General features: G+C 71.2%; 27 protein-coding genes and 1 other RNA gene. 14 read left to right on the forward strand and 14 right to left on the reverse strand.

Annotation, left to right across the window (positions count from 1 at the left end):
- Positions 1-36: 36 nt before the first annotated feature.
- A complete protein-coding gene (locus ACZ5U5_RS07555; protein ID WP_469017690.1) occupies positions 37-669 on the reverse strand; it encodes a TetR/AcrR family transcriptional regulator in 633 nt (210 codons plus the stop codon).
- A gap of 142 nt (positions 670-811) precedes the next feature.
- Between ACZ5U5_RS07555 and ACZ5U5_RS07560 the strand changes: the two genes are divergently transcribed.
- Complete coding sequence (locus ACZ5U5_RS07560) at positions 812-994, forward strand: DUF6243 family protein (protein WP_469017692.1); 183 nt, start codon at positions 812-814, stop codon at positions 992-994.
- A gap of 117 nt (positions 995-1,111) precedes the next feature.
- Positions 1,112-1,936 carry a dimethylargininase gene (ddaH, locus tag ACZ5U5_RS07565; RefSeq protein WP_469017694.1) on the forward strand — a complete coding sequence of 275 codons (825 nt, stop codon included), beginning with the start codon at positions 1,112-1,114 and terminating at the stop codon, positions 1,934-1,936.
- On the opposite strand, the gene ACZ5U5_RS07570 is transcribed toward ddaH, so the two are convergent.
- The 3 genes from ACZ5U5_RS07570 to ACZ5U5_RS07580 all read right to left on the reverse strand — a co-directional run bounded on the left by ACZ5U5_RS07570 (position 1,933) and on the right by ACZ5U5_RS07580 (position 5,758).
- Positions 1,933-2,940, reverse strand: coding sequence for a small ribosomal subunit Rsm22 family protein (locus ACZ5U5_RS07570; protein WP_469017696.1), 1,008 nt, complete (start codon positions 2,938-2,940; stop codon positions 1,933-1,935). The two genes, ddaH and ACZ5U5_RS07570, sit on opposite strands and share 4 nt — an antisense overlap.
- A gap of 314 nt (positions 2,941-3,254) precedes the next feature.
- The gene (locus ACZ5U5_RS07575) at positions 3,255-4,322 is read right to left on the reverse strand and encodes a serine hydrolase domain-containing protein (protein WP_469019331.1); all 1,068 of its coding nucleotides are present in this window, start codon (positions 4,320-4,322) and stop codon (positions 3,255-3,257) included.
- Positions 4,323-4,381: 59 nt separating this feature from the next.
- Positions 4,382-5,758 carry a Bcr/CflA family multidrug efflux MFS transporter gene (locus tag ACZ5U5_RS07580; protein ID WP_469017699.1) on the reverse strand — a complete coding sequence of 459 codons (1,377 nt, stop codon included), beginning with the start codon at positions 5,756-5,758 and terminating at the stop codon, positions 4,382-4,384.
- 126 nt (positions 5,759-5,884) lie between these two features.
- Here ACZ5U5_RS07580 and ACZ5U5_RS07585 point away from each other — a divergent pair, with 126 nt between their 5' ends.
- A complete protein-coding gene (locus ACZ5U5_RS07585; protein ID WP_469017701.1) occupies positions 5,885-6,886 on the forward strand; it encodes a Gfo/Idh/MocA family protein in 1,002 nt (333 codons plus the stop codon).
- An 18-nt stretch (positions 6,887-6,904) separates the two neighbouring features.
- Here ACZ5U5_RS07585 and ACZ5U5_RS07590 read toward each other — a convergent pair whose 3' ends face one another.
- Positions 6,905-8,539 carry an alkaline phosphatase D family protein gene (locus ACZ5U5_RS07590; RefSeq protein ID WP_469017704.1) on the reverse strand — a complete coding sequence of 545 codons (1,635 nt, stop codon included), beginning with the start codon at positions 8,537-8,539 and terminating at the stop codon, positions 6,905-6,907.
- Positions 8,540-8,672: 133 nt separating this feature from the next.
- Here ACZ5U5_RS07590 and ACZ5U5_RS07595 point away from each other — a divergent pair, with 133 nt between their 5' ends.
- Positions 8,673-9,548: an SDR family oxidoreductase gene (locus ACZ5U5_RS07595; RefSeq protein WP_469017706.1), complete on the forward strand. Its 876-nt coding sequence runs from the start codon at positions 8,673-8,675 to the stop codon at positions 9,546-9,548.
- Between the two features lie 163 nt (positions 9,549-9,711).
- Positions 9,712-10,182 (forward strand): lamin tail domain-containing protein, encoded by a 471-nt coding sequence (locus ACZ5U5_RS07600; RefSeq protein ID WP_469017708.1) that lies wholly within the window; start codon positions 9,712-9,714, stop codon positions 10,180-10,182.
- Between the two features lie 52 nt (positions 10,183-10,234).
- On the opposite strand, the gene ACZ5U5_RS07605 is transcribed toward ACZ5U5_RS07600, so the two are convergent.
- Entirely contained in the window at positions 10,235-11,260 is a 1,026-nt protein-coding gene (locus tag ACZ5U5_RS07605) for an aldo/keto reductase (protein WP_469017711.1), read from the reverse strand.
- An 82-nt stretch (positions 11,261-11,342) separates the two neighbouring features.
- A complete protein-coding gene (locus tag ACZ5U5_RS07610) occupies positions 11,343-11,666 on the reverse strand; it encodes a nuclear transport factor 2-like protein (RefSeq protein ID WP_469017713.1) in 324 nt (107 codons plus the stop codon).
- Positions 11,667-11,840: 174 nt separating this feature from the next.
- Between ACZ5U5_RS07610 and ACZ5U5_RS07615 the strand changes: the two genes are divergently transcribed.
- Both ACZ5U5_RS07615 and ACZ5U5_RS07620 read left to right on the forward strand, forming a co-directional pair.
- Positions 11,841-12,401 (forward strand): DoxX family protein, encoded by a 561-nt coding sequence (locus tag ACZ5U5_RS07615; RefSeq protein ID WP_469017715.1) that lies wholly within the window; start codon positions 11,841-11,843, stop codon positions 12,399-12,401.
- A gap of 133 nt (positions 12,402-12,534) precedes the next feature.
- Positions 12,535-13,305, forward strand: coding sequence for an SAM-dependent methyltransferase (locus tag ACZ5U5_RS07620; protein WP_469017718.1), 771 nt, complete (start codon positions 12,535-12,537; stop codon positions 13,303-13,305).
- A gap of 17 nt (positions 13,306-13,322) precedes the next feature.
- Here ACZ5U5_RS07620 and ACZ5U5_RS07625 read toward each other — a convergent pair whose 3' ends face one another.
- Positions 13,323-14,264, reverse strand: a complete 942-nt coding sequence (locus tag ACZ5U5_RS07625) for an aminoglycoside phosphotransferase family protein (RefSeq protein WP_469017720.1) — start codon at positions 14,262-14,264, stop codon at positions 13,323-13,325.
- A 154-nt stretch (positions 14,265-14,418) separates the two neighbouring features.
- Between ACZ5U5_RS07625 and ACZ5U5_RS07630 the strand changes: the two genes are divergently transcribed.
- Both ACZ5U5_RS07630 and ACZ5U5_RS07635 read left to right on the forward strand, forming a co-directional pair.
- Positions 14,419-15,171: a DUF883 C-terminal domain-containing protein gene (locus ACZ5U5_RS07630; RefSeq protein WP_469017722.1), complete on the forward strand. Its 753-nt coding sequence runs from the start codon at positions 14,419-14,421 to the stop codon at positions 15,169-15,171.
- Positions 15,172-15,204: 33 nt separating this feature from the next.
- Positions 15,205-16,146, forward strand: coding sequence for a glutaminase (locus ACZ5U5_RS07635; protein ID WP_469017724.1), 942 nt, complete (start codon positions 15,205-15,207; stop codon positions 16,144-16,146).
- A 248-nt stretch (positions 16,147-16,394) separates the two neighbouring features.
- Here the strand turns inward: ACZ5U5_RS07635 and ACZ5U5_RS07640 are convergent, their stop codons facing one another.
- The 3 genes from ACZ5U5_RS07640 to ACZ5U5_RS07650 all read right to left on the reverse strand — a co-directional run bounded on the left by ACZ5U5_RS07640 (position 16,395) and on the right by ACZ5U5_RS07650 (position 18,519).
- On the reverse strand, positions 16,395-17,165 hold the full coding sequence (locus tag ACZ5U5_RS07640; RefSeq protein ID WP_469017727.1) for a hypothetical protein: 771 nt from the start codon (positions 17,163-17,165) through the stop codon (positions 16,395-16,397).
- 323 nt (positions 17,166-17,488) lie between these two features.
- Positions 17,489-17,692 carry a DUF397 domain-containing protein gene (locus tag ACZ5U5_RS07645; RefSeq protein ID WP_469017730.1) on the reverse strand — a complete coding sequence of 68 codons (204 nt, stop codon included), beginning with the start codon at positions 17,690-17,692 and terminating at the stop codon, positions 17,489-17,491.
- Positions 17,689-18,519: a helix-turn-helix domain-containing protein gene (locus tag ACZ5U5_RS07650; protein ID WP_469017733.1), complete on the reverse strand. Its 831-nt coding sequence runs from the start codon at positions 18,517-18,519 to the stop codon at positions 17,689-17,691. Before ACZ5U5_RS07650 ends, ACZ5U5_RS07645 begins: the two co-directional genes overlap by 4 nt.
- 176 nt (positions 18,520-18,695) lie before the next feature.
- Between ACZ5U5_RS07650 and ACZ5U5_RS07655 the strand changes: the two genes are divergently transcribed.
- Positions 18,696-19,190: an ATP-binding protein gene (locus ACZ5U5_RS07655; protein WP_469017736.1), complete on the forward strand. Its 495-nt coding sequence runs from the start codon at positions 18,696-18,698 to the stop codon at positions 19,188-19,190.
- 3 nt (positions 19,191-19,193) lie between these two features.
- Here ACZ5U5_RS07655 and rnpB read toward each other — a convergent pair.
- Positions 19,194-19,601, reverse strand: an RNA gene (gene rnpB, locus ACZ5U5_RS07660) — RNase P RNA component class A.
- Positions 19,602-19,657: 56 nt separating this feature from the next.
- The gene (locus tag ACZ5U5_RS07665; protein WP_469017739.1) at positions 19,658-20,236 is read right to left on the reverse strand and encodes a Uma2 family endonuclease; all 579 of its coding nucleotides are present in this window, start codon (positions 20,234-20,236) and stop codon (positions 19,658-19,660) included.
- Between the two features lie 171 nt (positions 20,237-20,407).
- Here ACZ5U5_RS07665 and ACZ5U5_RS07670 point away from each other — a divergent pair, with 171 nt between their 5' ends.
- Together ACZ5U5_RS07670 and ACZ5U5_RS07675 are read left to right on the forward strand one after the other, a co-directional pair.
- Entirely contained in the window at positions 20,408-21,250 is an 843-nt protein-coding gene (locus ACZ5U5_RS07670) for a MerR family transcriptional regulator (RefSeq protein WP_469019334.1), read from the forward strand.
- Positions 21,247-22,122: a hypothetical protein gene (locus ACZ5U5_RS07675; protein ID WP_469017741.1), complete on the forward strand. Its 876-nt coding sequence runs from the start codon at positions 21,247-21,249 to the stop codon at positions 22,120-22,122. The genes ACZ5U5_RS07670 and ACZ5U5_RS07675 overlap by 4 nt, the downstream gene beginning before the upstream one ends.
- On the opposite strand, the gene ACZ5U5_RS07680 is transcribed toward ACZ5U5_RS07675, so the two are convergent.
- Positions 22,073-23,515 (reverse strand): RNB domain-containing ribonuclease, encoded by a 1,443-nt coding sequence (locus ACZ5U5_RS07680; RefSeq protein WP_469017743.1) that lies wholly within the window; start codon positions 23,513-23,515, stop codon positions 22,073-22,075. The genes ACZ5U5_RS07675 and ACZ5U5_RS07680 overlap by 50 nt on opposite strands.
- A 389-nt stretch (positions 23,516-23,904) precedes the next feature.
- On the opposite strand from ACZ5U5_RS07680, the gene yaaA reads away from it, so the two are divergent.
- Positions 23,905-24,705: a peroxide stress protein YaaA gene (gene yaaA, locus ACZ5U5_RS07685; RefSeq protein WP_469017746.1), complete on the forward strand. Its 801-nt coding sequence runs from the start codon at positions 23,905-23,907 to the stop codon at positions 24,703-24,705.
- A 75-nt stretch (positions 24,706-24,780) separates the two neighbouring features.
- Complete coding sequence (gene eda / locus ACZ5U5_RS07690; protein ID WP_469017748.1) at positions 24,781-25,431, forward strand: bifunctional 4-hydroxy-2-oxoglutarate aldolase/2-dehydro-3-deoxy-phosphogluconate aldolase; 651 nt, start codon at positions 24,781-24,783, stop codon at positions 25,429-25,431.
- Positions 25,432-25,551: the final 120 nt, after the last annotated feature.

The following is a 25,551-nucleotide window of genomic DNA, read 5'->3' on the forward strand; positions in this document are numbered from 1 at the left end:
GCGCGCGGGCGGCGGGACGCTGTCAGCGGGGCGCTGTCAGCGGGGCGCGATTCCGTAGAGGGCATATTCGACGAGCTTGTCGCCGTACTCGTGTGTGAGCGGGCCGGTGCGCTGCATCCAGCGCTGGGCGAGCGGGCCCGTCCACAGCTCCAGGGCGATCCGGGGGTCCACGTCGGGCGCGACCTGGCCGGCCTCCTGGGCGATCTCGATGCGCCGCACGTACATCCGGAGGCCGGGCTCCAGGAGCTTCTCCACGTACTCGGCGCCGAGCTCCGAGTTGAGCATGCCCTCGGCGGCGAGCGCGCGCCAAGGAGCGTCGTACTTGGGGTTCTTGAACTCGTCGATGGTGGCCCGCATGACGAGCTTGAGGTCCGCCTCCAGGTCCCCGGTGTCCGGGATCTCGGCCGGGGGCAGGTCCCGCCCCGCGTTGTCGCTCGCCTCTTGGTGGGCCTGTTCGCCGAGGTCCAGGAAGGCGTCCAGCAGGACGGCACCCTTCGAGGGCCACCAGCGGTAGATCGTCTGCTTGCCCACGCCCGCGCGGGCGGCGATCGCCTCGATCGTGAGCTTGCCGTAGCCGACCTCGGAGACCAGGTCGAGGGCGGCGTCATAGATCGCGCGGCGCGAGCGTTCGCTGCGGCGCTTGGAGTCAGGGGCGGGTTTCGTGGCCATGCCCTCGAATGTAGCAGCGAACGAACCGAGACGTCCCGTCTCACAAACGCTTGACAAGACGAACCGTCTCGCTCAAAGTAGGGACATCGAAGCGAGACGGTCCGTCTCGCTGGTGAGCGGTTCTCGATCCGGAGGTACACAGATGACGCGAGGCGGAGCAGGAAACATGCTGGGTGTGGGCGGTACGCGCACCAACCTCTCCCGCAAGGCGCTGCGCGGCGACGGCCGCGGCGGCCAGGTCGGCGGCGGGCTCAGCCCGCAGGCGCAGAAGCGTGAGCTGCTGCGCAAGCTGCGGGAGGACCGCTCGGCGGACGGCAGGTCATGACCATCCGATGAACCACCCGTTCAGATCACAGCGCGAGGGCTCCTCAGACCGCACCATGAACAGCAACTGCCCCACCCCGGGCAGCAACTGACCACAGCGGTACGTGAGGAGCCCTCGTTGAGTCGTTTTCCTCGTCGCGCCACACCCCGGCGCTATCTGATGTGCTCACCCGCACACTTCAAGGTCACGTACTCCATCAACCCCTGGATGGATCCCTCGAAACCGGTCGACGTCCCCCTGGCCATCGCCCAGTGGGAGGACCTGCGCGACCGCTACCGCTCGCTCGGCCACACCGTCGAGGAGCTCACCCCGCGTCCCGGCCTGCCGGACATGGTCTTCGCGGCGAACGGCGCCACCGTCATCGAGGGCCGCGTGCTCGGCGCGCGGTTCGCCCACCCGGAGCGCGGCCCCGAGGCCGTCGCCCACCTGGAGTGGTTCCGGCAGCACGGCTTCACGGACCTGCACGAACCGACGCACATCAACGAGGGCGAGGGCGACTTCGCCGTCACCTCCTCGTACGTCCTTGCGGGGCGCGGCTTCCGGGCGAGCCCCCTGTCACACGGGGAGGCGCAGGAGTTCTTCGGCCGCCCGGTCCTCGGGCTCGATCTCGTCGACCCCCGCTACTACCACCTCGACACGGCGCTCGCGGTGCTCGACGACGCGACGGACGACGTCATGTACTACCCGCCCGCGTTCTCGGCGGGCAGCCAGGCGGTGCTGCGGCGCCTCTTCCCCGACGCGCTGATCGCCGATGAGCCGGACGCGGTGGCCCTCGGGCTCAACGCGGTCTCGGACGGTCTGCACGTGCTGATCCCGCAGGCCGCGGCCGGTCTCTTCGCACCCCTGCGGGAACGTGGCTACGAACCCGTCGCGATGGATCTGAGCGAGCTGCTCAAGGGCGGCGGCAGCGTGAAGTGCTGCACACAGGAGCTGCGCCGCTAGCTCTCCTGGTGGGGCGGCCAGGGGTCGCCCCACTCCGCGTCGCGGGCCGCGCGGTACAGCGGTCCGTGGCGCTTGGTCACCGTCTCGCGGTGCAGGGTCTCGTCCGGCGCGCACAGGTCGAGCAGGACCTGCCCCTTGCGGATCTGCGGCTTGCGGACGACGCGTTCGGGCGCGGGCTCGGCGTCGAACCGCACGGCGGCCACGTAGCTGAACTTCTCGTCCTCGTACGCCAACGATCCGCCCTTGACCTGCCGGTGCAGGGAGGAGCGGCTGACGCGGGCGGAGAAGTGGCACCAGTCGTCGCCGGGCACGATCGGGCAGGCGGAGCTGTGCGGGCAGGGCGCTGCCACGCGGTAGCCGGCCTCGATGAGGCGGTCCCTGGCCTCGATGACGCGTGCGTAGCCGTCGGGGGTGCCGGGCTCGACGATGACGACGGCCTGCCGCGCGGCGGCCGCGGCCGCGTCGACGAGGGACCGCCGGTCGCCTTCGGTCAGCTCCTTCAAGACATAGGACACGGTGACGAGATCAGTGCTCTCGATGCTGAGCGCCGATCCGATACGTGAGCGCTGCCACTGCGCGGACTTCAACCACGGGTTCGCGGCGGCCAGTTCACGCCCCAGGGCGAGGGCGGGCTCTGCCCAGTCGAGGACCGTGACGGGCCGCTCGCCCTCCCAGATCGCGCTCACCGCCCAGGTAGCCGCACCGGTCCCGCCGCCGACGTCCACATGACTGCCGGGCGCCCATCCGGAGGGCGCCGCGTCCGCGAGGGCCCCGAGCGCGGAACGCACCGCCTCGAAGGTCGCGGGCATGCGGTACGCGGCATACGCGGCGACATCCGCCCGGTCCCGCAGAATCGGCGCGTCGGTCGGGGTGAGCCCCCGGTAACTGGCAATCAGCCGCTCGACGGCCTGCACGGCCTGCTTGGGCGGAAGCCCATCAAGAAGCCCCGCGAGGGCGGTACGCAGGGTCTCGGCCGGAGATGCCGGGGAAATCGGGACGTTCACCCAGCAATCCTAAGGCGCAAAGAACCGGGCCCCGTAAGGGGCGCGGGGCTGCAACACATTGCGGCTCCGCCGCGGGGCACGACGGGCTCCGTCAGGGGCGCGGGACTGTGACACATTACGGCTCCGCCGCGGGGCGCGACGAGGCCCCGTAAGGGGCGCGGGGAACTGCGCGACAAGCCCCCACCGGACCGCAGGCGAGATACTGCGCACCGCACCCAGCACAGCCAACGCAGCCAGTACACGAGGCCCCTGCCAGGGGCGCGGGGAACTGCGCGACAAGCCCCCGCCGGGCCCGCAGGTGATGTCCCGCCGAGTCAAAGCCAAGCCGCGCGGGACAGCCGGGTAGCCGCCCGTGCCCGGGGTCCGCTGTCGGCAGACTCCCGCCGCGGGTGAACCGTGTTCGCCAGAAGGATCAGATACGTGTCCGTGGCCGGGTCGATCACCAGCGACGTCCCGGTGAACCCCGTATGCCCCGCCGCCCCCCGCCCCGCCAGCTCCCCCATGAACCACGCCTGGTCGAGCCCGAAGCCAAGGCCCGGCGGCGTCAGCATCAGCTCGACGAAGTCGGGGCCGAGGATCCGCGCCGTACCGTACGAGCCGCCGCACAGCAGCGCACGGCAGAAGACCGCGAGGTCGCGTGCCGTGGAGAAGAGCCCCGCGTGGCCCGCGACACCCCCCAGCGCCCAGGCGTTCTCGTCGTGCACCTCACCCCGCAGCATCCCCCGGGAAACCTTCGCCCAGGGCCTGCGCTGGTCCTCGGTGGCCGCGGCGTCGGGACGCGGCCCGAAGCCGGTGGCCGCCATGCCGAGCGGCCGGGTGATGCCCTCACGGATGAGGACGTCCAGCGAGCGCCGCGTAAGGCGCTCCAGGACGTGCTGGAGGAGCAGCATGTTCAGGTCGGAGTAGAGGTGATCCCCCGGCGGACTCGACGGAGCCTCCGCCCGCAGCGCGGCAAGACGCGCCGCCCCGTCCGGCAAGTCGTACAGCGGGAGTTCGGGCCGCAGACCCGAGGTGTGCGTGAGCAACTGCCGCACCGTGACCCCGTGCTCAGCGGCCGCCGTGAACTCGGGAACGTACGCGGAGACCAGCGCGTCGATGCCGAGCGTGCCCCGCTCCAGCTGCTGCATCGCCGCGACGGTCGTGAACAGCTTGGTGAGCGAGGCCAGGTCGAAGGGGGTGCCCGTGCGGGTCAGCACCTGCTCCGCGGGCGGCAGTTCGACGCCCACGTCCTTCTCCGGGTCGTACGCGGCGTACCGCACCGCACGGCCCACCGCCTCATGCACGGCGATCACCGGCCCGCGCCCGGCGAGCACGACGGCACCGGAGCACCAGGGCCGCTCGCCGCGCGTCAGCGCACGCACCTCGCGTACGAGGTGGGCCATCTCGTCCGTGTCGAGCCCCGCGCGATCCGGCGTCCCGGCGCGCAGCAGGCGTGGCGCGGTCAGTGGTCCATCCCCTCCTGAGTCGGTCTCGCCGAGAACGCGTGCGAGTTCGAGTTCGCGTGCGAGTTCTGCCAGGGTCGGCACAGTCCCAAGAAGCAGCCGATGGCCGCAAGGCCGCAGACGAGCTGGACCACCGCCATCGGCACGGCCGTGGCCTCGCCCGCGATGCCGACCAGCGGGGACGCGATCGCGCCGACGAGGAACGAGGACGTGCCGAGCAGCGCCGACGCGGACCCCGCGGCGTGCGGGGTGCGCATCAGGGCGAGGGCGTTCGTGTTGGGCATCGCGAGGCCCATCGCCGACATCAGGACGAAGAGCCCGGCCGCGACGGGGAACAGGCCCACCTCACCGAAGACGCCCGAGGTCATGAGGAGCAGCGCGGTGGCGGCGAGCACGATGACCGTCAGGCCGAAGGCGAGCGCCTTGTCGAGGCTGACCCGGCCGACGAGCAGCTTGCCGTTGATCTGGCCGACGGCGATCAGGCCGATGGAGTTCACGCCGAAGAGCAGGCTGAAGGTCTGCGGGGACGCCCCGTAGATCTCCTGGATGACGAACGGCGAGGCGGAGATGTACGCGAAGAGCGCGGCGAACGCGAACCCGCCCGCGATCATGTACCCGGTGAAGACGCGGTCGGCGAGCAGCGCCTTCATGGTGCGCAGCGCCTCGACGGTGCCGCCGCTGTGCCGCTTCTCGGGCGCGAGCGTCTCGGGCAGGCACCGCCACACGAGCGCCGTCAGGGCGATGCCGACCACGGTGAGCACGGCGAAGATCCCGTGCCAGTCGGTGAAGCGCAGGACCTGACCGCCGATGAGGGGCGCGACGACCGGGGCGACCCCGGAGATCAGCATGAGGGTGGAGAAGAAGCGGGCCATCTCCACGCCGTCGTAGAGATCACGGACGACGGCGCGGGCGATGACTATGCCTGCCGCGCCCGCGAGGCCCTGCAACAGGCGGAAGGCGATGAGGAGTTCGGCGGTGGGCGCGAACGCGCAGATCGCGGTGGCCAGGATGTAGACGAAGAGCCCGATGAGCAGCGGCCTGCGCCGCCCCCACTTGTCGCTCATCGGCCCGACGACGAGCTGCCCGAGCGCCATGCCGGTGAGGCAGGCGGTGAGGGTGAGCTGCGCGGTCGCGGCGGACGTGTGCAGCGAGCGGGTGACCTCCGGGAGCGCGGGGAGGTACATGTCCATGGAGAGCGGCGGCACCGCGGTGAGGCCGCCGAGCACGAGGGTGACGAGAAGGCCGGTGCGGCGCTGCGCGGTGAGGGCCACGGCGTCGGGTGCCGGCCCCTTCTCCACCGTCCCTTCCACCGTCCTTGACTGCCGTATGAGGGGGCCTTGCGGCCCGCTCGTGGTGCGGCTGCCCTGCTCCGGCATGCGGATTCCCTCCCGATTAGGCGTGCGATTACCTATGCTCTCAGCTCAGCTGTGCTGGTTGAGACCATTTCCGTGCTACTGCGCGGTACTCCGCGGCACTCCGGCTGTACGAACAGGGGTCCAGCAGTGGAAGACAACCGTGAGCCCGTGCGTTGGGGCATCCTCGCCACGGGCGGGATCGCCGCATCGTTCACGGCGAACCTCCTCGACATGCCGGACGCGGAGGTCGTCGCGGTCGCCTCGCGGACCGAGGCGTCGGCGAAGGCGTTCGCCGAGCGGTTCGGCATACCGCGGGCGTACGGCGAGTGGGGCGCGCTCGCCGAGGACAAGGACATCGACGTCGTGTACGTGGCGACGCCGCACGCCTCGCACCGGGCGGCGGCGGGGCTCTGCCTGGAGTCGGGCCGCTCGGTGCTCTGCGAGAAGGCGTTCACGCTGAACGCGCGCGAGGCGGACGAGCTGGTGACGCTCGCCCGGCGGCGCGGCCTCTTCCTGATGGAGGCCATGTGGATGTACTGCCATCCCCTGATCCGGCGGATGAAGGCGCTGGTCGACGACGGGGCGATCGGCGAGGTGCGGACCGTGCAGGCCGACTTCGGCCTCGCGGGTCCCTTCCCGCCCGCGCACCGGCTCCGTGACCCGGCGCAGGGCGGCGGTTCGCTGCTCGATCTCGGGGTGTATCCGGTGTCGTTCGCGCAGCTGCTGCTCGGGGAGCCCTCGGGGGTGAGTGCGAGAGCGACGCTCTCGGATGAGGGCGTCGATCTCCAGACGGGAATGCTGCTCTCGTACGAGAGCGGTGCTCACGCTTTGTTGCACTGCTCCATCAACGCGGGCACCCCGGTCACCGCGTCCGTCACCGGTTCGCGGGGCCGCATCGACATCCCGAACGGCTTCTTCTTCCCGGAGAGCTTCGTGCTGCACCGCGACGGCCGTGACCCGGAGGAGTTCGCCGCCTCCCCCGAGTACGGCCCCCGCGACAGCCTCAAGCACGAGGCCGCCGAGGTCATGCACCGCCTGCGCGCGGGCGACACCGAGTCGCCTCTCGTCCCGCTGGACGGCACCCTCGCGGTGATGCGGACCCTGGACACGGTGCGGGAGCGGATCGGGGTGCGCTACCCGGGTGAGTGAGCGCACCCCCGGTGGAGGTTAGACGGGCTTCAGGCCCGGGTTTCCCGCCTCCGTCACGAAGGAGGCCGCCGTCGTGACGGGGGCTCCCGGCGTGGTCACCGCCGACACCGTCTTGAAGTCGGCGCGCGCGGAGGTCTGGCCGAGGTCCACGGTCACATAGCCGCGCCGCCCGTTGTAGAACTTCATGTGCGGGTTGGCCTTGGTGTAGGTGTCCCAGGTCGCGGGCTTGTCGGCGCCGTCCCTGCCGCTCGCGATCGACGTGGCGACGATCTCGGTGCCGACCGTCTTGGACGCCTGGTCGTCGAAGTCGGCCTTGATGTCGTAGGCGTACCCGACGTGCACGTCGCCGGTGAGCACCATCAGGTTCTCGATCCCGGCCGACGCGGCGCCCGCGAGGACGCGGTCGCGGGAGGCCGGGTAGCCGTCCCAGGCGTCCATGCTGAGCTTCGCCACCGCGTTGAGGTCCATCTTCCGCTGCGAGAAGTTGACCTGCTGCGGCATGACGTTCCACACCGCCTTCGAGCTGCGCCAGCCGTCGATGAGCCAGCGCTCCTGGGTGGCCCCGGTGATGCTGCGCTTCGGGTCGGTCGACTCCGGCCCCGGGATGTCCGCGCCGTCGCCGTAGGCCTGGTTGGAGCGGTACTGCCGGGTGTCCAGGATGTCGAACTGCGCGAGCAGGCCCCACTGCACCCGGCGGTAGAGCTGCAGGTCTGGGCCGACGGGCTGCTGGGGGCTGCGCAGCGGCAGGTTCTCCCAGTACGCGCGGTAGGCGGCGGCGCGGCGCACCAGGAACTCGGCGGACGGGCTGCCGTTCTCGTCGAGGTCGTCCGCGTAGTTGTTCTCGGTCTCGTGGTCGTCCCAGGTGACGACGAAGGGGTGGGCCGCGTGCGAGGCCCGCAGATCCGGGTCGCTCTTGTAGAGGGCGTACCGCAGGCGGTAGTCCTCCAGGGTCTTCGTCTCGCGGTTGAAGACGGCGGGCAGCACGCGGTCGGTGTAGTTGCGGTGGCCGCCGGCCGAGTTCACCGCGTACTCGTAGAGGTAGTCGCCGAGGTGGAAGACGACGTCGACGTCGTCCTTCGCCAGGTGTTTGTGCGCGGTGAAGTAGCCGTCGTGGTACGCCTGGCAGGACACCGCGGCGAACTTCAGGGAGCTCACCGTGCTGCCGGCCGCGGGCGCGGTGCGGGTCCGGCCCGTCTCGCTGATCCACTTCCCCGTCTTGAACCGGAAGTAGTAGGTCCGCCCCGGGTCCAGGAACGCCACCTCGACGTGCAGCGTGTGGTTGTACTCGGGGTGGGTCATCTCGAAGCCGCGTCTGGCGACCCGCTGGAAACCGGCGTCGTGGGCAAGCTCCCACTCCACGAGGACGCGTTGGTTCGGCAGCCCGCCGCCCGGTTCGTACGGGGACGGGGCGAGGCGGGTCCAGAGCAGGACCGAGTCGGGCTGCGGGTCGCCGGACGCGACGCCGAGGGTGAACGGATCGTCGGCGATCTTCCGCGCGTCCATCTCGGCGGCGCCCGCCGCGCCCGCTGTCGGCAGATTGGTGGCGAACGCGAGCGCTGCCGCGGCGCCGGTGACGGTCAGGAAACGCCGGCGGCCCAGGTGGCGCGCGGCGGCTCGAAGCTCGGCTGTGTCCTGCTGGCCTGTGGATGTCATATGGCCCTCCCCTGACGATTGGTGTCCTGGGCATGCAAGTGGCGGGGGAAGACGCGCGACTGTCGCGTACACAACACCCAAATGGCGGGCGGATGATGACCCTATAGACACACCTCCCGTACGCTGCGGGGCCATGAACGCTGAGCCAACTGGGCACCCGAACGGAGACCGGACCGGACATCGGACCGGACAGACGAGGACCGCCGTGGTGACCGGCGCGGGATCCGGGATCGGCCGGTCCGTGGCGGTGGAACTGCTGCGGGCCGGATGGTCCGTGGCGCTCGCGGGGCGCCGCAAGGAGACACTCGAGGAGACGGCGGCGATCGCCGCGGGGGTGTCGGAGGGCGCCGCGGTGCGGCCCGTCCCGCACGCCGAGGGATCCGCCGAGGTGAACGCCCCGGCCGAGACAGACGCCCTGTGCGTGCGCACCGACGTCTCACGGCCCGAGGACGTGGCCGCGCTGTTCGCGGCCGTACGCGACCGCTTCGGCCGGCTCGACCTCCTCTTCAACAACGCCGGCACGTTCGGCCCCGGCGGCGTACCCGTGGACGAGCTGGAGTACGACGCGTGGCGGCACGTCGTCGACACGAACCTCAACGGCGCGTTCCTGTGCGCGCAGGCGGCCTTCCGGCAGATGAAGGAGCAGGACCCGCAGGGCGGCCGGATCATCAACAACGGCTCGATCTCCGCGCACGTGCCGCGTCCGCGCTCCATCGCGTACACGGCGACGAAGCACGCGCTGACCGGCCTGACGAAGTCCCTCTCCCTGGACGGCCGCCCCTACCGGATCGCCTGCGGCCAGATCGACATCGGCAACGCGGCGACGGACATGACCGAGCGGATGCAGGCCGGGATCCTCCAGGCCAACGGAGAGCTGGCGCCCGAGCCGGTGATGGACGTGTCGGACGTGGCCCGGACGGTGCGTCACATGGCGGAACTGCCGCTGGAGGCGAACGTCCAGTTCGCCACGGTGCTGGCGACGAACATGCCGTTCATCGGGCGGGGCTAGCCCCACCGGCCCTGTCGTGGCCGACCGTGACCCCCCGTTCACGGTCGGCCCACATCTCCACAAGCGGAATGGGAAATACCGCGTAAATTACGCGCATCAACCCTCGTATGCTCAGCGTGCCCTCCACGAGAACTGCACATTCAGAGCACACTCGGAGCACACCTTGCGCATACGTTCCGCGGCCCCGGCCGTCCTCGCCGCGGCCGCACTCGCGGCCCCTCTGCTCGCCGCGTCCCCTGCGACCGCGGCCGCTGCCGCGCACCAGAGCGGACTGCACCTCGGGTACATCCAGTTCGACAGCCCGGGCAGCGACTCCCGTTCCAACTCCTCGCTGAACGCGGAGTGGGTGAACATCCACAACAACTCCGGCTCGGCGATCCAGCTCAAGGGCTACAAGCTGAAGGACAACACGGGCTACACGTACACCTTCGGCAGCTACAAGATCGGCGCGGGCAAGACGGTCAAGGTCCGCACCGGCAAGGGCACCAACGCCTCCGGCGTCCGCTACTGGGGCCGCGGCTCGTACGTCTGGAACAACACCAGCGACAAGGCCCGCCTCATCAAGCCGAGCGGTTCGCTCAAGGACTCCTGCTCCTGGACGAACAGCAACCCCGGTTACAAGAACTGCCACTGACGGCGCATCTGACACAGCTGCCACACCTGCCGCATCCGGAGGGGAGCGAGACTCACTCCTCCCCTCCCCCGCGCAGGATCCGCTCGACCTCCTCCGACTCCCCCGCGGTCAGCGGCCCGTATGCCAGCGCGCCCGCGTTCTCCTCGACCTGCGCCACGGTCCGGAAGCCCGGGACGGGCACGGCCAGCGGGCTCCGGGCCCAGAGCCAGGCGAGCGCGCCCTGCGCGAGCGTCCGTCCGCCGCCTGTCAGCACCGACCGCACCGCGTCGACCCGTCCCAGCCATTCGGGATCCGCGCCCCCGCCCGTCCCGAAGCCCGGCAGCCACGAGGGCGGTGCGCTGCGGATGTCCCCGGCCGCCGGCACGCGCCCGCCGCCGAACTTCCCCGTGAGCAGCCCCATGGCCAGGGGACTGCGCAGCACGCTCGCCAGACCGAGCTCCGAGCACAGCGCCAGCATCTCGGGGGCGTCCTGCAGCACATTGCAGCGGTGCTGGATCGCCGTGCAGTGCGGGCCCTCGGCGAACAGCGCCACCCGCGCCGGGTCGTCCGTACTCCAGCCGTAGGCCCGGATCAGTCCCTCCCGCACGAACTCCTCGCAGGCGTCGCGCAGTTGCTCCGCACGCTCCGGGTCCGCGTCGCCGATGTGCAGTTGGTAGAGGTCGACGTGATCCGTGCCGAGCCGCTTCAGCGAGGCGGTCAGCGCACGGCGTGCGTACGCCACCGAGTCGTCCGCGCCCCCGACCGCGGTCCGGGTCTCCTCGTCGAAGAGGTTCCCCCACTTCGTGGCGATGACGACGTCGTCCCGGCGGGCGCCCAGAGCACGCCCGAGGACGCGCTCGCTGTGCCCGGTCCCGTAGTTGTCGGCGGTGTCGAAGAAGTTCACGCCGAGATCGACGGCCCGCCGGATCGCCCGCACCGACTCCTCGTCGTCGACGGCTCCCCAGCCGTACGGTTGCCCGTCGGGGCCCGACCACTCGCCGCCGATGGCCCAGCAGCCGAGGCCGAGCGCGCTCACCTCGATGCCGCTGCGCCCCAAGGTCCTGCGTGTCGTCTCCGCTGTCCCACGTGTTGTCTCCATGCCGAGGAACGCTAGGAGTTGAAGAGCACGCGAAGGCAAGGCCTGACGCGGAATCCTTCACGCGGTGTGCTGCTTCAGACCGTCACGCCTGTCCCGTCTCGAACCGGGAGACCTTCCCGCCGTCGACGGTGAACCGCCACTTCGTCCGCATCTCCCCCCACGTGTCGTTGCGGTACGAGACGATCAGCGTGCGCCCGCCGTCCGACTCGTTCTCCACGTCCATGTGGCCGTGCGAGGAGAAGATCTCGCGGCCCGCCCAGTCGGCGACGTCCCTGTCGGAACCGTCGTCGGACATGGTCGCGTCGGGCGTGAGGACCGCTTGGAAGGCGGCCTCGTCGTGGGAGTTCACGGCGGTGACGAAGGCCTGGACCGTCGGGTCGGAGAGCCGGTCTACCTGAATGCTCATGCGCCCACGGTCACACCGGCCGCCCCGCCCCGCCACCGGACGGGGTCACCCGTACGGCTGCTTGAGCGGGGTGCGCGGCGAGGCTCTGACGGACGGTGGGGTGACGAGCACCCGGCACGCACCGGCACCGACCACTCATCGGTCCCGCCGGCCCCCACCCCAGGAGACAGCGCCATGACCCGTTCCTGCTTCGACCGACGTGACCTGGGCCTTCTGCTGCTCCGCGTCGGTACCGGCGGTGTCCTCGCCGCCCACGGCGCCCAGAAGCTCTTCGGCTGGTTCGGCGGCCACGGCATCAAGGGCACCGGCGCCTTCATGGAGTCCATCGGCTTCGCGCCCGGCAAGGCGAACGCCGTCGTCGCCGGGCTCGCCGAGGCGGGCGGCGGCACGCTGCTCGCACTGGGCCTCGCGACCCCCGCCGCCGGTTCCGCGGCGGCCGGCGCGATGGCCGGGGCGACCGCGGTGCACGCCCCCAACGGCTTCTTCAGCCAGTCCGGCGGCTACGAGTACCCGGCGTTCCTCGGCATGGTCGCCGCCACCCTCGCCGTCACGGGCCCCGGCGCCTACTCCCTCGACGACGCGCTCGGCCACTCCTTCAACCGCAACTGGATGGTGCCGGCGGCCCTGGCGGGAACGGCGCTCGGCGTGCTCGTCTCGGTGGGCTCGCGAGCGAAGAACGTACGGGAGCAGGAGGTACGGGAGCAGGAGAGCACGTCGGGCCCGGACGAGGTCTGACGGCCGCTGCCGTGGTTGCGGCGCGCGGGTGAGGTGATCGACACGACCGGCACGCCGCCTGATGAGGTCGTACGGCGCATCGCGGCGAAAGTCGCTGGTGGGGAGGGTAGTTGACCGGATAGCGTCCTCGCCCATGACCGACACCACCCTCCAGAACCTGCCGCCACGCCTGACCGGCCTGACCTTTCACGGCCCGCTCTCCGAGGCGCGCGCCGCTCGCCTCGTCGAGCGTGTCGCGCCGGGCGCCCGCTCCGTCCTCGATCTCGGCTGCGGCTGGGGCGAGTTGCTGCTCCGCGTTCTTGAGTCCGCCCCGGAAGCCACCGGCGTGGGCGTCGACCTGTCGGCCGATGACCTGGCCAGAGGCCGCGCCGCCGCCAAGGAGCGCGGTCTGGCCGAGCGCGTCTCCTTCGTCGAGGAGTCCGCGACGGACACCACCCGCGGCCCCGCCGACCTGGTGCTGTGCCTGGGCTCCAGCCACGCGCTCAGCTCCGCCGAACCGCCCGGCCACACCGAGGCGGCGCTGCGCGCCCTGCGCCGCCTGGTCACTCCCGGCGGCCGCGTCGTGCTCGGCGAGGGCTTCTGGCAGCGCACGCCGACCGCCGACGAACTCGCCGGGATGTGGCCGGGGGCGCACACCGGCGAACACCTCTTCCTCGGCGACCTCGTGGACGCGGCGATCACCGCGGGCTTCCGCCCCCTGTGGGTGGAGACGGCGAGCGCGGAGGAGTGGGAGGAGTTCGAGTCCGGTTACCGCACGGACGTGGAGGAATGGCTGGCCACGAACCCCGGCCACCCCCTGGCCGCCGAGACCCGCGAGAAGGCCGACCGCCAGCGCTCCACCTGGCTGCGGGGCTACCGCCAGGTGCTCGGTCTCGCGTACCTGACGCTGATGCCGGCGGCCTGAGGGCAGGCCACCGGGGCTCAGCCGGTTCCGCCGTCGAACCACGTCCGGGCCAGCGCGTCGAGCGTCGGCTCGGGCGGGGCGGGCAGCTCCCGCAGGTACCAGGGCAGGCTGCTGTAGACGTGGAGCAGGGTGTGGGCGAGGAGTTCGCGCGGCTCGAAGGTGTGGCCGTACGCCCGCATGAAGCGGCCGAGGAGACCCGGCTCCGCGCGCGTGACGAAGAGACCGACGCCCACGAAGTCGTACACCCTGTCCCCGATCATGGCGGGTTCGAAGTCGAAGAGCCCGGTGAGCCTTGGCTGCCCGGTCCCGCCGACGGAGCCGACCAGCAGATGCTGCCGCATGAACTCGGTGTGCAGGAGGACCCGTGGCGCGTCGGCCCGCAGCGGCACCGCGTCCAGGAAGCCGGGGATCTGCTCCAGCCAGCTCTCCGGCAGCCCGCGCTCCCGCTGCCGTGCGACGGCCCCGGCGCGCTGTCTGCCGAGGAAGGCTCCCCAGTCGCCGGGCCCGAGCACGTCGGCGAGCGGCTCGGGGTCCAGGGCGTGCAGCGCGGCGAGCGCCTCACCGGCCTCGGTGACCAGCCGCTCCCGGTCGGCGCGCGGGATGCGCGGCCAGGCTTCGGCGAGCTCTTCGCCGGGCAGCCGGGACATCAGCACGTACCGCCAGCCGTTCTCGTACGCCCCCGACGCGTGCACCCGCGGTGTGGGGACGGGCAGCCGGCCCTGAAGATGACTCAACACCCGCTCCTCGACGAGACCGTCGTGGGCGACGGCGCCGGGGAAGAGCTTCAGGACGAGGTCGTCCCCGACGGCGTAGACGGGCTGTGTCCCCTCCGTGAACCGGTCGAGGGGCGCTCCGGCGAGGCCGAGCCTGCGGCAGAGGTCCTCGACCCCGGGCCGCATGACAGCCTCGTCGGGGACGACGATGTCCCATTGCTCGTCGGTGTCCACGGTGGGCAGCATGATCGGCACGGTAGGAGGGGGAGCCCGGCCACGGCAACGCATTTATGGACGGCCCGATCCGCGGCCCGCACCCCCACAAACACCGACCGAAGTCTGTCGCCCATCGACTTTCGGCCGCTCCCCCGCGGGTGCCTGCCCGCCTAGCGTCAAGGGCATGACCAGCGAAGAGAGCCTCGGCCGCCCCGTCCCACTCCGCAAGGACCGGACGACGGTCCTCGGTTACCCGCGCGCCGACCTGCTGACCGTACTCATCGGCATGCCGATCCTCGGACTCCTCCTGGGCATCGCCCTGCCGCCCCTGGCCAGGTGGCTGAGTGACCTGCCGGTGCTGCCCTGGCGGGACGGCATCACGTTCGTCGGCTCGCTGGACAGGCCGTGGCAGACGGCGATCGCGGCGGGCCTCGGCCTCGTCGCCGGACTCCTCATCGCCGCCACGGACTTCGACGAGACCCTCAAACTGACGCTGACCGACCGGGAGTTGGTGGCCGACCTGCACGAAACGAAGCGGACCATCGAACGCGCCCGCGTCTCGGCGGTGTTCCTGGACGGCAAGGAGTTGGTGGTCCTCGACCAGTCGTCGTGCGAGTTCACGCGTGGCGTCCACAAGACGCCGGCTGCGGCCCTGGCCAAGGCTTTCCGCTCGCACGGCTACCCCTGGCAGGACGCCGACCCGCACGCGGCCCTGTTCCACCGCTGGATTCCCGGCGTCCCCGGCCTGCCCGCCGAGGCGCACGCGGTCCTCGCGGCGCGCAAGGCCGCCCTGAAGAACAAGGCCGCGGAGGACGTCCGGGACCTCGCGGAGACGATGCAGGGTCTGGGGTACGTCGTACGGGACGAGGGCAAGGACCAGTACTGGCGACCGCTGGCAGGGGAAGCGGGCGAGAGGGGCAGCGCCGCCCAGAACTGAGCGCCACCGCCAGCCCGGCCGCACGGGTGCAAAATGGCGATCATGACCTCGCCCCGGACGCCCCAGACCTACCAGCCGGTCCTCGACCGCATCGCGGCCGAGATCGAGGAGACACCGGGGCGCGGCAGGCCCGCCGACTACATCCCGGCGCTCGCGGCCTGCGACCCGCGCCGGTTCGGCATGGCCGTCGCGGAGCCCGACGGCACGGTGTACGGGGTGGGCGACTGGCAGCAGCCGTTCTCCGCGCAGTCCATCACCAAGGTGTTCACCCTCGCGCTCGACCTGGCGCGCGAGGGCGACGCCCTGTGGGACCACGTGGGCCGCGAGCCCTCCGGCAACCCCTTCAACTCGCTCGTGCAGCTGGAGTACGAGAACGGCATCCCGCGCAATCCCTTCATCAACGCGGGCGCGCTCGTCGTCACCGACCGCCTCCAGACCCAGACGGGCGACGCGTCGGTCGCCCTCCTCGATTTCCTGCGGGCGGAGAGCGGCAACGCCGGGCTCGCCATCAACGAGAGCGTCGCCGCTTCCGAGTCGGCGCACGGGGACCGCAACGCCGCACTCGGCCACTTCATGGCGTCGTACGGCAACATCGGCAACCCGGTCCCTGTCCTCCTGAACCAGTACTTCCGCCAGTGCTCCGTCGAGGCGTCCTGCGCCGACCTCGCCCTGGCCACCGGCTTCCTCGCCCGTTACGGCATCCGCGCCGACGGCACCCGCCTGCTGAGCCGCAGCCAGGCCAAGCAGGTCAACGCGATCATGCTGACGTGCGGGACGTACGACGCGGCGGGCGACTTCGCCTACCGCGTGGGGCTGCCCGGCAAGAGCGGCGTGGGCGGCGGCATCATCGCCGTCGTCCCCGGCCACTGCACGCTCTGCGTCTGGAGCCCCGGCCTGGACGAGCGGGGCAACTCGGTGTCGGGGGTGGTGGCGCTGGACCGCTTCACGACACTGACGGGCCTGTCCGTGTTCTGAACCGACTGGCCCGATGTGCGCTCGGCGCCCTTCAGGGCGATCTCGCCGACGATGTGGGCCGCGGGCTGGATCGACTCGCGCGGCGTGAGGTGCGGGGCGTCGAGGGGCCGTTGCGGGAGTTCGGCCGTGTCGGCGAACGCCGCCGCCGTCGGCAGAGCGACGGCGGCGAGCGCCGCGACCACGATCGCGAGGGCCTTCAGGCGGACGCGGGTGGGCATGATCTGTTCCTCGGGGTCGCCCGGCCTGGGTCAGGCGGCGGGAAGGGCGGCGGGCCCGCTTGCACTGCCGGGGTTGGTCTGCCCGGCGCCGTCGGGCTGGGGCTGCGGGGCCGGCTTCACGTCGTCGGTGTCCGGGGTCGGCTCGGGGTCGGGCCGCACGTCGTCGTCCGGCTGGGGCTGCGGGTCCGGCGCGACCTGTCCGGCGTCGTCGAGCCACGACTTGAGCTGACCGTCGGGCTGGAGCGCGACATGCAGACCGTTGTTCTCGCCGTAGGCGGCGCGTCCGTTCGCGTCGAGGGAGCCGAGCTTGGCACCGGCGCCGAAGAAGTCGGCCTGGTAGTGGTTGGCGGACAGCTTGTAGACCTTGGCGCCGGAGCCGTCGGCGAGGGTTGGCGAGGCGACCAGGACACGCTTGTTCGGGGTCGGCTTCGGGGTCGGCTTCGGCTTGGCCTTGTCCATCCAGGAGGTGAGCGAGCCGCTCGGGGTGAGCTTGATGTGCAGGCCGTTGTGGTTGGCGTAGGCGTTCTTGCCGTTGGCGACGAGGGTGCCGCCCTTGGGGCCGGATATGACGGCCTTGGCCTTCTTCTTGCCGAGCTTGTAGACCTTGGCGACGGAGCCGTCGCGCAGCTTGACCGTCTTGGCCTTGCTGCCCTTGACGGACACCGCGGCCTCGGCACTCACGTGCGAGGCCGGCGCCTGGGGCCCGGTGGCGGCGATGGCCCCGGAGGCGGCGCCGAGACTGATGCCGGCGGTGGCGACGACGGCGATGGCGGTGGTGCGCAGGGTGCGGGCGGTACGCATGATGAAGGGGACCCTTCCGGGACGGTTCCAGGATGTGCGTCGTCCGCTCGGTCGCGGCGACATCTACGAAGTTACGGATCTCACATCAAAGAACCCCATAGGTGATGTAACGGTCATCACGCGCATCACCCGCAAAATACGCACTAAAGGTGACGTTTAACTGCAAGGCTTGCAGCTTCCCGCGAGAAGGGGTGCAGTAAATGGCGATAAGCGCCGGCGAGGCCCGAAGCCGTGGCACGGGAAAGGGCCGACTGATCGCGAAGATCCAGCGCACCCCCTTCACCGGCATCGGCAGCCGGAGCCCCTGAGTCCAGTTGCCCCGGTCAGAGTGCCGCGAACTCGACGAACGCGGCCCAGGCCGTGGGCTTTACGGCGAGCGGGGCGCGGGTTGCGTCCTTGGAGTCGCGCACGTGCACGCCGGCGGGGCGGATGGCTACCTCTACGCATTCGCCGCCGTCACCTGCGCTGTAACTGCTCTTGAACCAGGCCCGTCCGTCCGGGCCAGGCGTGGCCTCTTCCCCGCTCATCCCTCTCCCAACAGCTCCTCGATCAACACACGCGATTCTGCCGGAGTGCTGGCCTGTGCGCGCAGGGACCCGTAGGTACGTTCAAGCTCTCGAACCTTCTGACGCTCCGTGTGGACCCGGCTATCGCCTTGTACCTCCGCATAGGCGATCCTGCGCCCATCCTTCAGTTCCATCAAGGTGAACGGGCCAGCCAATCCCGCGTGTTGCTGACGGGAGAGCGGCATCACCTGAACCTCCACGTTCCGCTTCTCCGCAATGAGCAGGAGTTGTTCCAGCTGTCCCCGCCAAACCGCCTCACCACCGAGCGGGCGCAGAAGCACGGCCTCCTCGATCACAAAGCTCAGGTGTGGAGCGGGCCGGCGGTCAAGGATCTCCTGTCGTGCCAGTCGGGCAGCCAACCGCTGCTCGACGATTACTTCGTCCAACTGCGGGCTCCATATGGCGAACACCGTCCGCGCGTAGTCCTCGGTCTGCAGGAGTCCGGGAACAGCCTGGGTGGCGTACACGTGCAGTACCACCGCTTCGGCCTCGAACTTGGCCGCGTCCCGGAAGAACGCCGGATACTGAGCCCGAGCCACCTCCTCCTTGCTCGCCCTCAACACCCCGCCCGCGTCCAGCACTTCATCAGAGCGGTCGATGAACTTCGGGGGCGGAACACGTCTCCCCTGCTCGAACGAAGCGATCGTCGAGGACGAGTACCCGGTCAGCGACCCGAGTCTCGCGCGGTCCATCCCCGCCCGTTCCCGGAGCAGCTTCAACTGCCGCCCGAACAAGCACAGAATGCCCGCCCCGACCTCGCACTCCGGCTGCTGAACCTCGTCGTCCACGCCGCAGCTCCTCCCGTTCGACCAGCACGGTCAGCGGACTTCGCCGAGCCAACGCACAGCTCGGAAACCGGTCACGCCCGACACCGCGTACAAGCGCACCGTCCACGCGTACAACCCGTACCCGTCAGCGCATCGCTCCTGTTCAACGCTACGCAGAGTGCACGACCGTTGGCCGCATGAAGTCAGCATCTCCCCCGAACGGGCATATGCCACAGCGCACCGCCCCTGAACGCGAGTTCACCATGCGCTTCACCTCGACCCCGCGAGGCGCCCGCCTCGCCCGCCGCCTCGTCTCACACCGCCTGAACGACTGGGGCCACCCGTACACGACCCCGATCAACGAGACACTGACCCTCATCACGGCAGAACTGACCGCCAACGCCGTACAGCACGGCCACGTCCCCGGCCGGGACTTTCACCTGAAACTCGCCCTGGATGAGCACACTTTCCGTATCGAGGTGACAGACACCCGCGCCGAGAGACAACCCCCATCCACTGCCCCGCCCCTCGACTCCACGTCAGAGTCCGGCCGCGGCCTCCACCTGGTCACCGCCCTCGCGGACGACTGGGGCATCACCCCTCGCCCGTCCGCCCCCGGCAAGACGATCTGGGCCGAGCTGCGCAACGCCAAACGACCCCTCCCCGGGTATAAACCCAGGTCAGGGCCGTGAGGGCAGACGAGTCGGGCTGTACGCCGGGTTTTGTCGCCCGGTCGCCTCGCGGCGGCCGGGGAGACGGCCATCCATCTAGGATCCGCATTGCTGCGGACCTCGTGCGGTCTACCCGCGGACTCGGGCGGGCAGCCCTCGATCATCCGCGCAGAAACACCGAAGTGTCTCCTTTTGACCTTGCTCCAAGTGGGGTTTACCTAGCCGCCTGAGTCACCTCAGGCGCTGGTGGTCTCTTACACCACCGTTTCACCCTTACCGGAGACCGAAGCCTCCGGCGGTCTGTTTTCTGTGGCACTGTCCCGCGGGTCACCCCGGGTGGCCGTTAGCCACCACCTTGCCCTGTGGAGCCCGGACGTTCCTCGGGAAGACCCCCTGGTGAGGGAACCTCCACGCGGCCGTCCGCCCGGCTCGTCTGCCGTGCCGACCATGCTACCCGGCGGCCGCCGGAGCTCAGGCCGCAGCCGCCGTCAGCCGAACTCCACGGTCTCCAGTTCGAAGCCGAACGGTTCAGGGAGCGCGACCGCCTTGCCGAAGGGGAGCGTGCATTGCTGGCGGTAGTCGTCACCCTCCGGGTCGCTGAACAGTGTCACCGAGGAGCCCTCACGGTCGATGAGGAGGTAGAGGGGGATGCCGCCGCGGGCATAGCAGCGACGCTTGGCCTCGCGGTCCGATTGCGGTTTGGTGCCCGTGACCTCGGCCACCATGGCGACGCCGTCGCACGGCATCCAGGAGTCCGCGCCGCGGAAGAGCCGCAGCTCCGCGGGGGCGAACGTGGCGTCCGGGATGGCGTGATTGGTCGGGCACGCATCCCCGCCCCTCAGCTTCAGGCCCTTGTTTCCCGAGAAGCACATATCGGTCCCGGAACGTTTGCAGACCTGGCTCACGACCAATCCGAGCAAGTGCTCGTGGTCCCCGTCCGGCGGCGGCGTCACGACGATCTCCCCTTCGATCAGCTCCGCCCGGAAACCATCCGGCGTGCCCAGTTCGAGGAAGCCCTCCAGCAGGATCTCTGTCCGCGTGTGTGACTCACGTGGCCTGGCAAGCATGTCGCGTCCCTTCCTCTGTTGCCCGCCAGCCTGGGACATCGCTTGATCAGCGGTCCGAACGATCGGGACTTGTTCCCTCGATCGTGCCAAGGAACATGGGCGCTCCGCGCTGCTTGACCTTGCCGCAGCGTCAACGTTTCTACTGACCTCATGAGCGAGAGCGGAAACGGGATGCGGATCGGCGAGCTCGCCGGGATCGTCGGTGTCACGACGCGGGCCATCAGGCACTATCACCACCTCGGGCTGCTGCCCGAGGCCGAGCGGCGGGCCAATGGTTACCGGGAGTACGGGCTGCGGCACGCCGTCGCGCTGGCGCGGATCCGGCGGCTGACCGAGCTGGGGCTCGGGCTCGCCGAGGTGCGGGACGTGCTCGCGGACGACGCGGGGCGCGAGCTGGCCGAGGTGCTCGCCGAGCTGGACGCGGACCTCGCCCGGCAGGAGACCGCGATCCGCGCGCGGCGGGAGCGGCTGCGGGTGCTGTTGGACGACGCGGAGCACGGGCGGTTGTCCGCCGAGGGGCCCGTATCGCCTCAACTGGGGGAGTTCTTCGCCGAGATGGCCCGCTCGGGCGCCGACCGCGAGGTCCCCAAGTCCGCTATGGCCGCGAAGGACCGGGAGCTGCTCGCCCTGATCGACACGACGGCGCCCCCGGAGGAACGCGACAGGTTCATGGCCGCGCTGCACCCCGCACTGTCCACCCCGGACGCCGTGGAGCGCGCGCACGAGGTGTACGCGCTGCTCGACGCGCTCGCGGAAGCCGACCTCGCCGATCCGCGTACGGAGGCTGCCGTCGACGAGGCCGCACGGGCGCTCGCCGCGGCGCTGCCCGACTCGCTCCTGGAGCAGCTGGGCATCGAGGGCGTACAGGCGGTGGCCGACGGGCGGGGTCGCGGCGACGGATGGGCGCGCGGCGACGACCGGTTCCTCGAAGCCTTCTTCTCCGACTTCTCCCCCGCCCAGGCGGAGGCCGTACGCCGCGGGATGCGGCTCCTCATCGAACGGAGTGCGCGATGACCGGGCTTGTGCGGGGCCTCGCCTGGGTGGTCGTACCCGTCGAAGTCGTCCTTGTCGTATGCCTGTTGGCGGGGGACGTACTCCCCGTGCGCGTGCTCCTCGGCGTGGAGGCCGTCGCCCTGGCGCTGCTCCTCGTCGAGTGCGCCGGGCTCCTGATCGTGTACCGGCGGGGCGGGCGCGCGGCGCTCAGGGACGTCGTGCCGGAGCCGGTGCGGCGGATCGTCGGGCATGAGGCGCGGGCGCTGTCGAGCCTGGTGCTGTGGGTGGCGCGGCGGCGGCACGGGGTGCGAGAGGGGGATCTCGCCTTCGGGCACGCCCGCGATCAGGCCGCGATGCTCTACGGCTTCGTGTTCGTCTGCGTCGTGGAGACCATCGGGCTCGCCCTACTGCTGCGGAACTGGCCCACGCTCCACGCGATCACCCTCGTCATCGACGTCTACGGCGTGGTCCTGATGCTCGGTATACACGCCGCCTCCGTGACCCGCCCGCACGTGCTGTCCGCCGACGCACTCCGCGTACGTCACGGCGCCCACCGGGACGTGACGATACCGCTGGAGCGGATCGCCGCCGTGCGCGGTGAGCGGCGCTTCACACACGAGGCCGCCGACGGGGTGCTCGACATTCCGGTCGCCGCGCAGACGTCCCTCACGCTGGAGCTGGCGGAGCCCGTCATGGCGGCCGGTTTTCTTGGTGGGCGCCGGCCCGTGACGACCGTACGGCTGCACTCCGACGAGCCGGCGGAGCTGCGAGCCGCGCTGGTGCGGGCCCTGGAACGCAGGGAGGGGTGCGCGCGGGAACTCACTCAGGAACGCGCGCAGGAACTCACGCGGGCGCGAACTGCACCTTCGCCACCCCCGGGTCGGCCTGCGTGAGCCGCACCCGCAGCCGCTCCCCAAGCGGCAGCGCGCCGGTGCCGCCCTCGATGCGGGCGACGATCGCGGGATCGGTCAACTGGACGGTCCCGGCGGCGGGTTCACGCTCCTGCACGTCCACCACCACCCCGTCGAAGAGCTCGCCGACCCGCTCCTTGAGCAGCGCGGCCTCGACGAGGTCCACGCACTCGCGCTCCACGGTGTTCGCGCGCCGCGTCCCGTCCGCCATCTCCTTGGGCAGCTCGGGGAGCGCGGCGAGCACCCACTCGGGCGGTTCGTCCCCGGCGATCGCGGCCAGGCACAGCTCAGAGGCGTAGCGGTCGACGAGGCGGCGCAGTGGGGCGGTGCAGTGGGCGTAGGGGGCGGCGACGGCGGCGTGGGTGATCAGCTCCGGGACGTCGCCGCCGCTGAACGCGGTGTATCCGGCGCCTCGCAGCAGCGTGGTGCACTCCTGGAGGAACGCGGCATGGTGGGGCAGGCGCGGGTCCAGGGCGCGGACCAGCTCGGCGTACGGGACGTGGTGCGGCCAGTCGACGTCCAGGGCCTTCGCGGTGCGGCGCAGGCGGCCGACGGCGCCGTCCGGGGCGGTGGGGAGAGTCCGCAGAATCCCCGCCCCCGACTGGATCATCAGCTCGGCGGCGGCCATGCCGGTGAGGAGGGAGATCTGGGCGTTCCAGCCGTCGGCGGGAAGCGGAGCCCGGAATTCCAGCTCGTACGTGCCGTTGCGCTCGACGATCTCCTGTTCGGGCACGTTGAGGGAGATGCCGCCGCGCTCGACCTCCAGCCCTTCGCGCAGCCGCCCGATGTCGGCGAGCAGCGCGAGCGGTTCCTCGGCGGTGCCGCCGTCGATGGCCTGCTGCACGCCGTCGTAGTCGAGCTTGGCGCGGCTGCGTACGAGGGCGCGGCGCACGTCGGTGGAGACGGCGCGCCCCTCTCCGTCGAGGTCGATGGTCCACAGCACCGCCGGGCAGTCCTGGCCCGGCAGCAGGCTGGCCGCGCCCTCGCTCAGGGCGGTGGGGTGCAGCGGCACCTTCTCGTCGGGGAAGTAGAGGGTGGTGACGCGCCGGTGGGCCTCCGCGTCGAGCGGCCCGCCGGGCGTGACGTACGCGGCGACGTCCGCGATGGCGTACCGCACCCGGAAGCCGCCGCCGTTCCGCCGGGAGAGATGCATCGCCTGGTCCAGGTCGACGGAGGTGGGCGGATCGATGGTGAACAGGGGGAGGTCGGTCGCGTCGTGCGCGGGAAGCCGTGGAGCGGCGAGGGCCTGCTCGGCATCGGCCAGAACGCCCGCGGGAAATCCCTCGGGCACGTCCAACTTCGTACGCAGCTCACGCAGCACACCCCACAGGGGAGCCTCGGCTGCGCCGGTCACGCGGAGATGACGACGGGGCATGGGTCGAGCGTAGGCGGGGAGGGGGTGCGGCGCGAGGCGTTGTGAGAGGGGCGAGGCGCGGTCCTCGCTGCCGGGGGCGTGGAACGCCTGGCACGGCATCCGCCCGCTGCCGGGTATTCGGATGGGGGGTGGGAGACCGGCCGCGAGGCGGCGGAGGCCAGCACCACCGCCGGGTGCGAAGCGGCCGAGGTCGGCGCCCCCGCCGGGTGCGAGGCGGTGGGGGCCAGCACCACCACCGGGTGCGAAGCGGCCGAGACCAGCACCACCGCCGGGTGCGGCGGCAACGCCACGGCCGTCGCAGGCGCAGGCGCTCGTCGCTGCCGGTGACGATTACCCTGGCGCAGGGCCCGCACCCCCCACCCGTCGCCCTCTGAAGGAGACCCAGACCCATGCTCGTCCTGCTGCCGCCCTCCGAAGGCAAGGCGTCCTCCGGCCGTGGTGCCCCCCTGAAGCCGGAGTCGCTCTCCCTGCCGGCGCTCGCGGACGCGCGGCAGGCAGTGTTCGACGAGTTGGTCGACCTCTGCGTGGCGGACGAGGAGAAGGCCCGCGACGTACTCGGTCTGAGCGAGGGCCTGCGCGGCGAGGTCGCGAAGAACGCCGAGCTGCGTACGGCGGGCGCGCGTCCCGCGGGCGAGATCTACACGGGCGTTCTGTACGACGCCCTGGGCCTCGCCACGCTCGACGCCGCCGCCAAGCGCCGTGCGGCCCGCTCCCTTCTGGTCTTCTCCGGGCTGTGGGGCGCCGTCAGTGTCACCGACCGCATCCCCTCCTACCGCTGCTCGATGGGCGTGAAGCTGCCCGGCCTCGGCGCGCTCGGCGCCTACTGGCGTACGCCGATGGCCTCGGCGATGCCTGACGCCGCGGGCGACGGGCTCGTACTGGACCTGCGGTCGTCGGCGTACGCGGCCGCGTGGAAGCCGAAGGGGGACGTCGCTGACCGGACGGCGACCGTGCGGGTGCTGCACGCGCAGATGGTCGACGGCGTCGAGAAGCGGTCCGTCGTCTCGCACTTCAACAAGGCGACGAAGGGGCGGATCGTCCGGTCACTCCTGGAGACCGGCACGCAGCCCAAGAATCCGGCCGAGCTGGTGGAGGCGCTGCGGGATCTTGGGCACGTGGTGGAGGCGGAGGCGCCGGGCAAGGCGGGTAAGGCGTGGGCCCTGGACGTGGTGGTGCGGGAGATTCACTGATCCCCCTCGCAGCGCCGGTTGCAGCATGCGCAACGCCCTTTGCGCATGCTGCGTGTGCCGAGGCAGGATGCAGCCATGACTTCCCCCTCCTCCGCCTCCTCCGCCGCGGCCTCCGGCTCCGTGCTCGATCTCGCCCCCGTCGTCCCCGTCGTCGTCGTGGAGGACCTCGCCGACGCCGTGCCGCTGGCGCGTGCGCTGGTCGCGGGCGGGCTGCCCGCGATCGAGGTGACGTTGCGGACGCCTGCCGCGCTCGACGCGATCCGGGCCATCGCGGCGGAGGTGCCGGACGCGGTGGTCGGTGCGGGCACCGTCATCTCTCCCCAGGGCGTCGCGGAGTCCGTGGACGCCGGGGCCCGCTTCCTGGTCAGTCCGGGGTGGACCGACACGCTGCTCGCCGCGATGAAGGCGTCCGGGGTGCCGTTCCTGCCGGGGGTCTCGACGACTTCCGAGGTGGTGGCTCTGCTGGAGCGGGGGGTGCACGAGATGAAGTTCTTCCCGGCGGAGGCTGCCGGCGGTACGGCTTACCTCAAGTCGCTCGGTGGTCCGCTGCCGCAGGCCCGCTTCTGCCCGACGGGGGGGATCGGTCTCGCCTCCGCGCCGTCGTATCTCGCGTTGCCGAACGTCGGTTGCGTGGGCGGTAGTTGGATGCTTCCCGCTGACGCGGTCTTGGCGAAGGACTGGCCTCGCGTCGAGGCCTTGGCCCGCGAGGCGGCGTCCCTTCGCTGAACCGCCGGGTCCTTGTGCGTGTACACGCCTGCGGGCCGGTGGGGGCAATCGCGCAGTTCCCCGCGCCCCTTACCGGCTCCAGCCCCCGCGCTGATCCCTGCGGGTGCTTCGTGGCCGATC

It is taken from the genome of Streptomyces sp. NPDC033177 (assembly GCF_055577715.1).

Bases quoted from the DNA above. Each gene is read 5' to 3' on its own strand.
- ACZ5U5_RS07645 (WP_469017730.1), bottom strand. From the start codon at position 17,692: ATGAGCGGGGAAGAGGCCACGCCTGGCCCGGACGGACGGGCCTGGTTC.
- ACZ5U5_RS07670 (WP_469019334.1), top strand. From the start codon at position 20,408: ATGCGGATCGGCGAGCTCGCCGGGATCGTCGGTGTCACGACGCGGGCC.
- ACZ5U5_RS07625 (WP_469017720.1), bottom strand. From the start codon at position 14,264: ATGCTGCCCACCGTGGACACCGACGAGCAATGGGACATCGTCGTCCCC.
- ACZ5U5_RS07555 (WP_469017690.1), bottom strand. From the start codon at position 669: ATGGCCACGAAACCCGCCCCTGACTCCAAGCGCCGCAGCGAACGCTCG.
- ACZ5U5_RS07655 (WP_469017736.1), top strand. From the start codon at position 18,696: ATGAAGTCAGCATCTCCCCCGAACGGGCATATGCCACAGCGCACCGCC.
- ACZ5U5_RS07680 (WP_469017743.1), bottom strand. From the start codon at position 23,515: ATGCCCCGTCGTCATCTCCGCGTGACCGGCGCAGCCGAGGCTCCCCTG.
- ACZ5U5_RS07605 (WP_469017711.1), bottom strand. From the start codon at position 11,260: ATGGAGACAACACGTGGGACAGCGGAGACGACACGCAGGACCTTGGGG.
- ACZ5U5_RS07615 (WP_469017715.1), top strand. From the start codon at position 11,841: ATGACCCGTTCCTGCTTCGACCGACGTGACCTGGGCCTTCTGCTGCTC.
- ACZ5U5_RS07580 (WP_469017699.1), bottom strand. From the start codon at position 5,758: ATGCCGGAGCAGGGCAGCCGCACCACGAGCGGGCCGCAAGGCCCCCTC.
- ACZ5U5_RS07640 (WP_469017727.1), bottom strand. From the start codon at position 17,165: ATGCGTACCGCCCGCACCCTGCGCACCACCGCCATCGCCGTCGTCGCC.
- ACZ5U5_RS07610 (WP_469017713.1), bottom strand. From the start codon at position 11,666: ATGAGCATTCAGGTAGACCGGCTCTCCGACCCGACGGTCCAGGCCTTC.
- ACZ5U5_RS07630 (WP_469017722.1), top strand. From the start codon at position 14,419: ATGACCAGCGAAGAGAGCCTCGGCCGCCCCGTCCCACTCCGCAAGGAC.
- ACZ5U5_RS07575 (WP_469019331.1), bottom strand. From the start codon at position 4,322: ATGGCCCACCTCGTACGCGAGGTGCGTGCGCTGACGCGCGGCGAGCGG.
- ACZ5U5_RS07560 (WP_469017692.1), top strand. From the start codon at position 812: ATGACGCGAGGCGGAGCAGGAAACATGCTGGGTGTGGGCGGTACGCGC.
- ACZ5U5_RS07675 (WP_469017741.1), top strand. From the start codon at position 21,247: ATGACCGGGCTTGTGCGGGGCCTCGCCTGGGTGGTCGTACCCGTCGAA.
- eda (WP_469017748.1), top strand. From the start codon at position 24,781: ATGACTTCCCCCTCCTCCGCCTCCTCCGCCGCGGCCTCCGGCTCCGTG.
- ACZ5U5_RS07635 (WP_469017724.1), top strand. From the start codon at position 15,205: ATGGCGATCATGACCTCGCCCCGGACGCCCCAGACCTACCAGCCGGTC.
- ACZ5U5_RS07665 (WP_469017739.1), bottom strand. From the start codon at position 20,236: ATGCTTGCCAGGCCACGTGAGTCACACACGCGGACAGAGATCCTGCTG.
- ACZ5U5_RS07620 (WP_469017718.1), top strand. From the start codon at position 12,535: ATGACCGACACCACCCTCCAGAACCTGCCGCCACGCCTGACCGGCCTG.
- yaaA (WP_469017746.1), top strand. From the start codon at position 23,905: ATGCTCGTCCTGCTGCCGCCCTCCGAAGGCAAGGCGTCCTCCGGCCGT.
- ACZ5U5_RS07590 (WP_469017704.1), bottom strand. From the start codon at position 8,539: ATGACATCCACAGGCCAGCAGGACACAGCCGAGCTTCGAGCCGCCGCG.
- ACZ5U5_RS07595 (WP_469017706.1), top strand. From the start codon at position 8,673: ATGAACGCTGAGCCAACTGGGCACCCGAACGGAGACCGGACCGGACAT.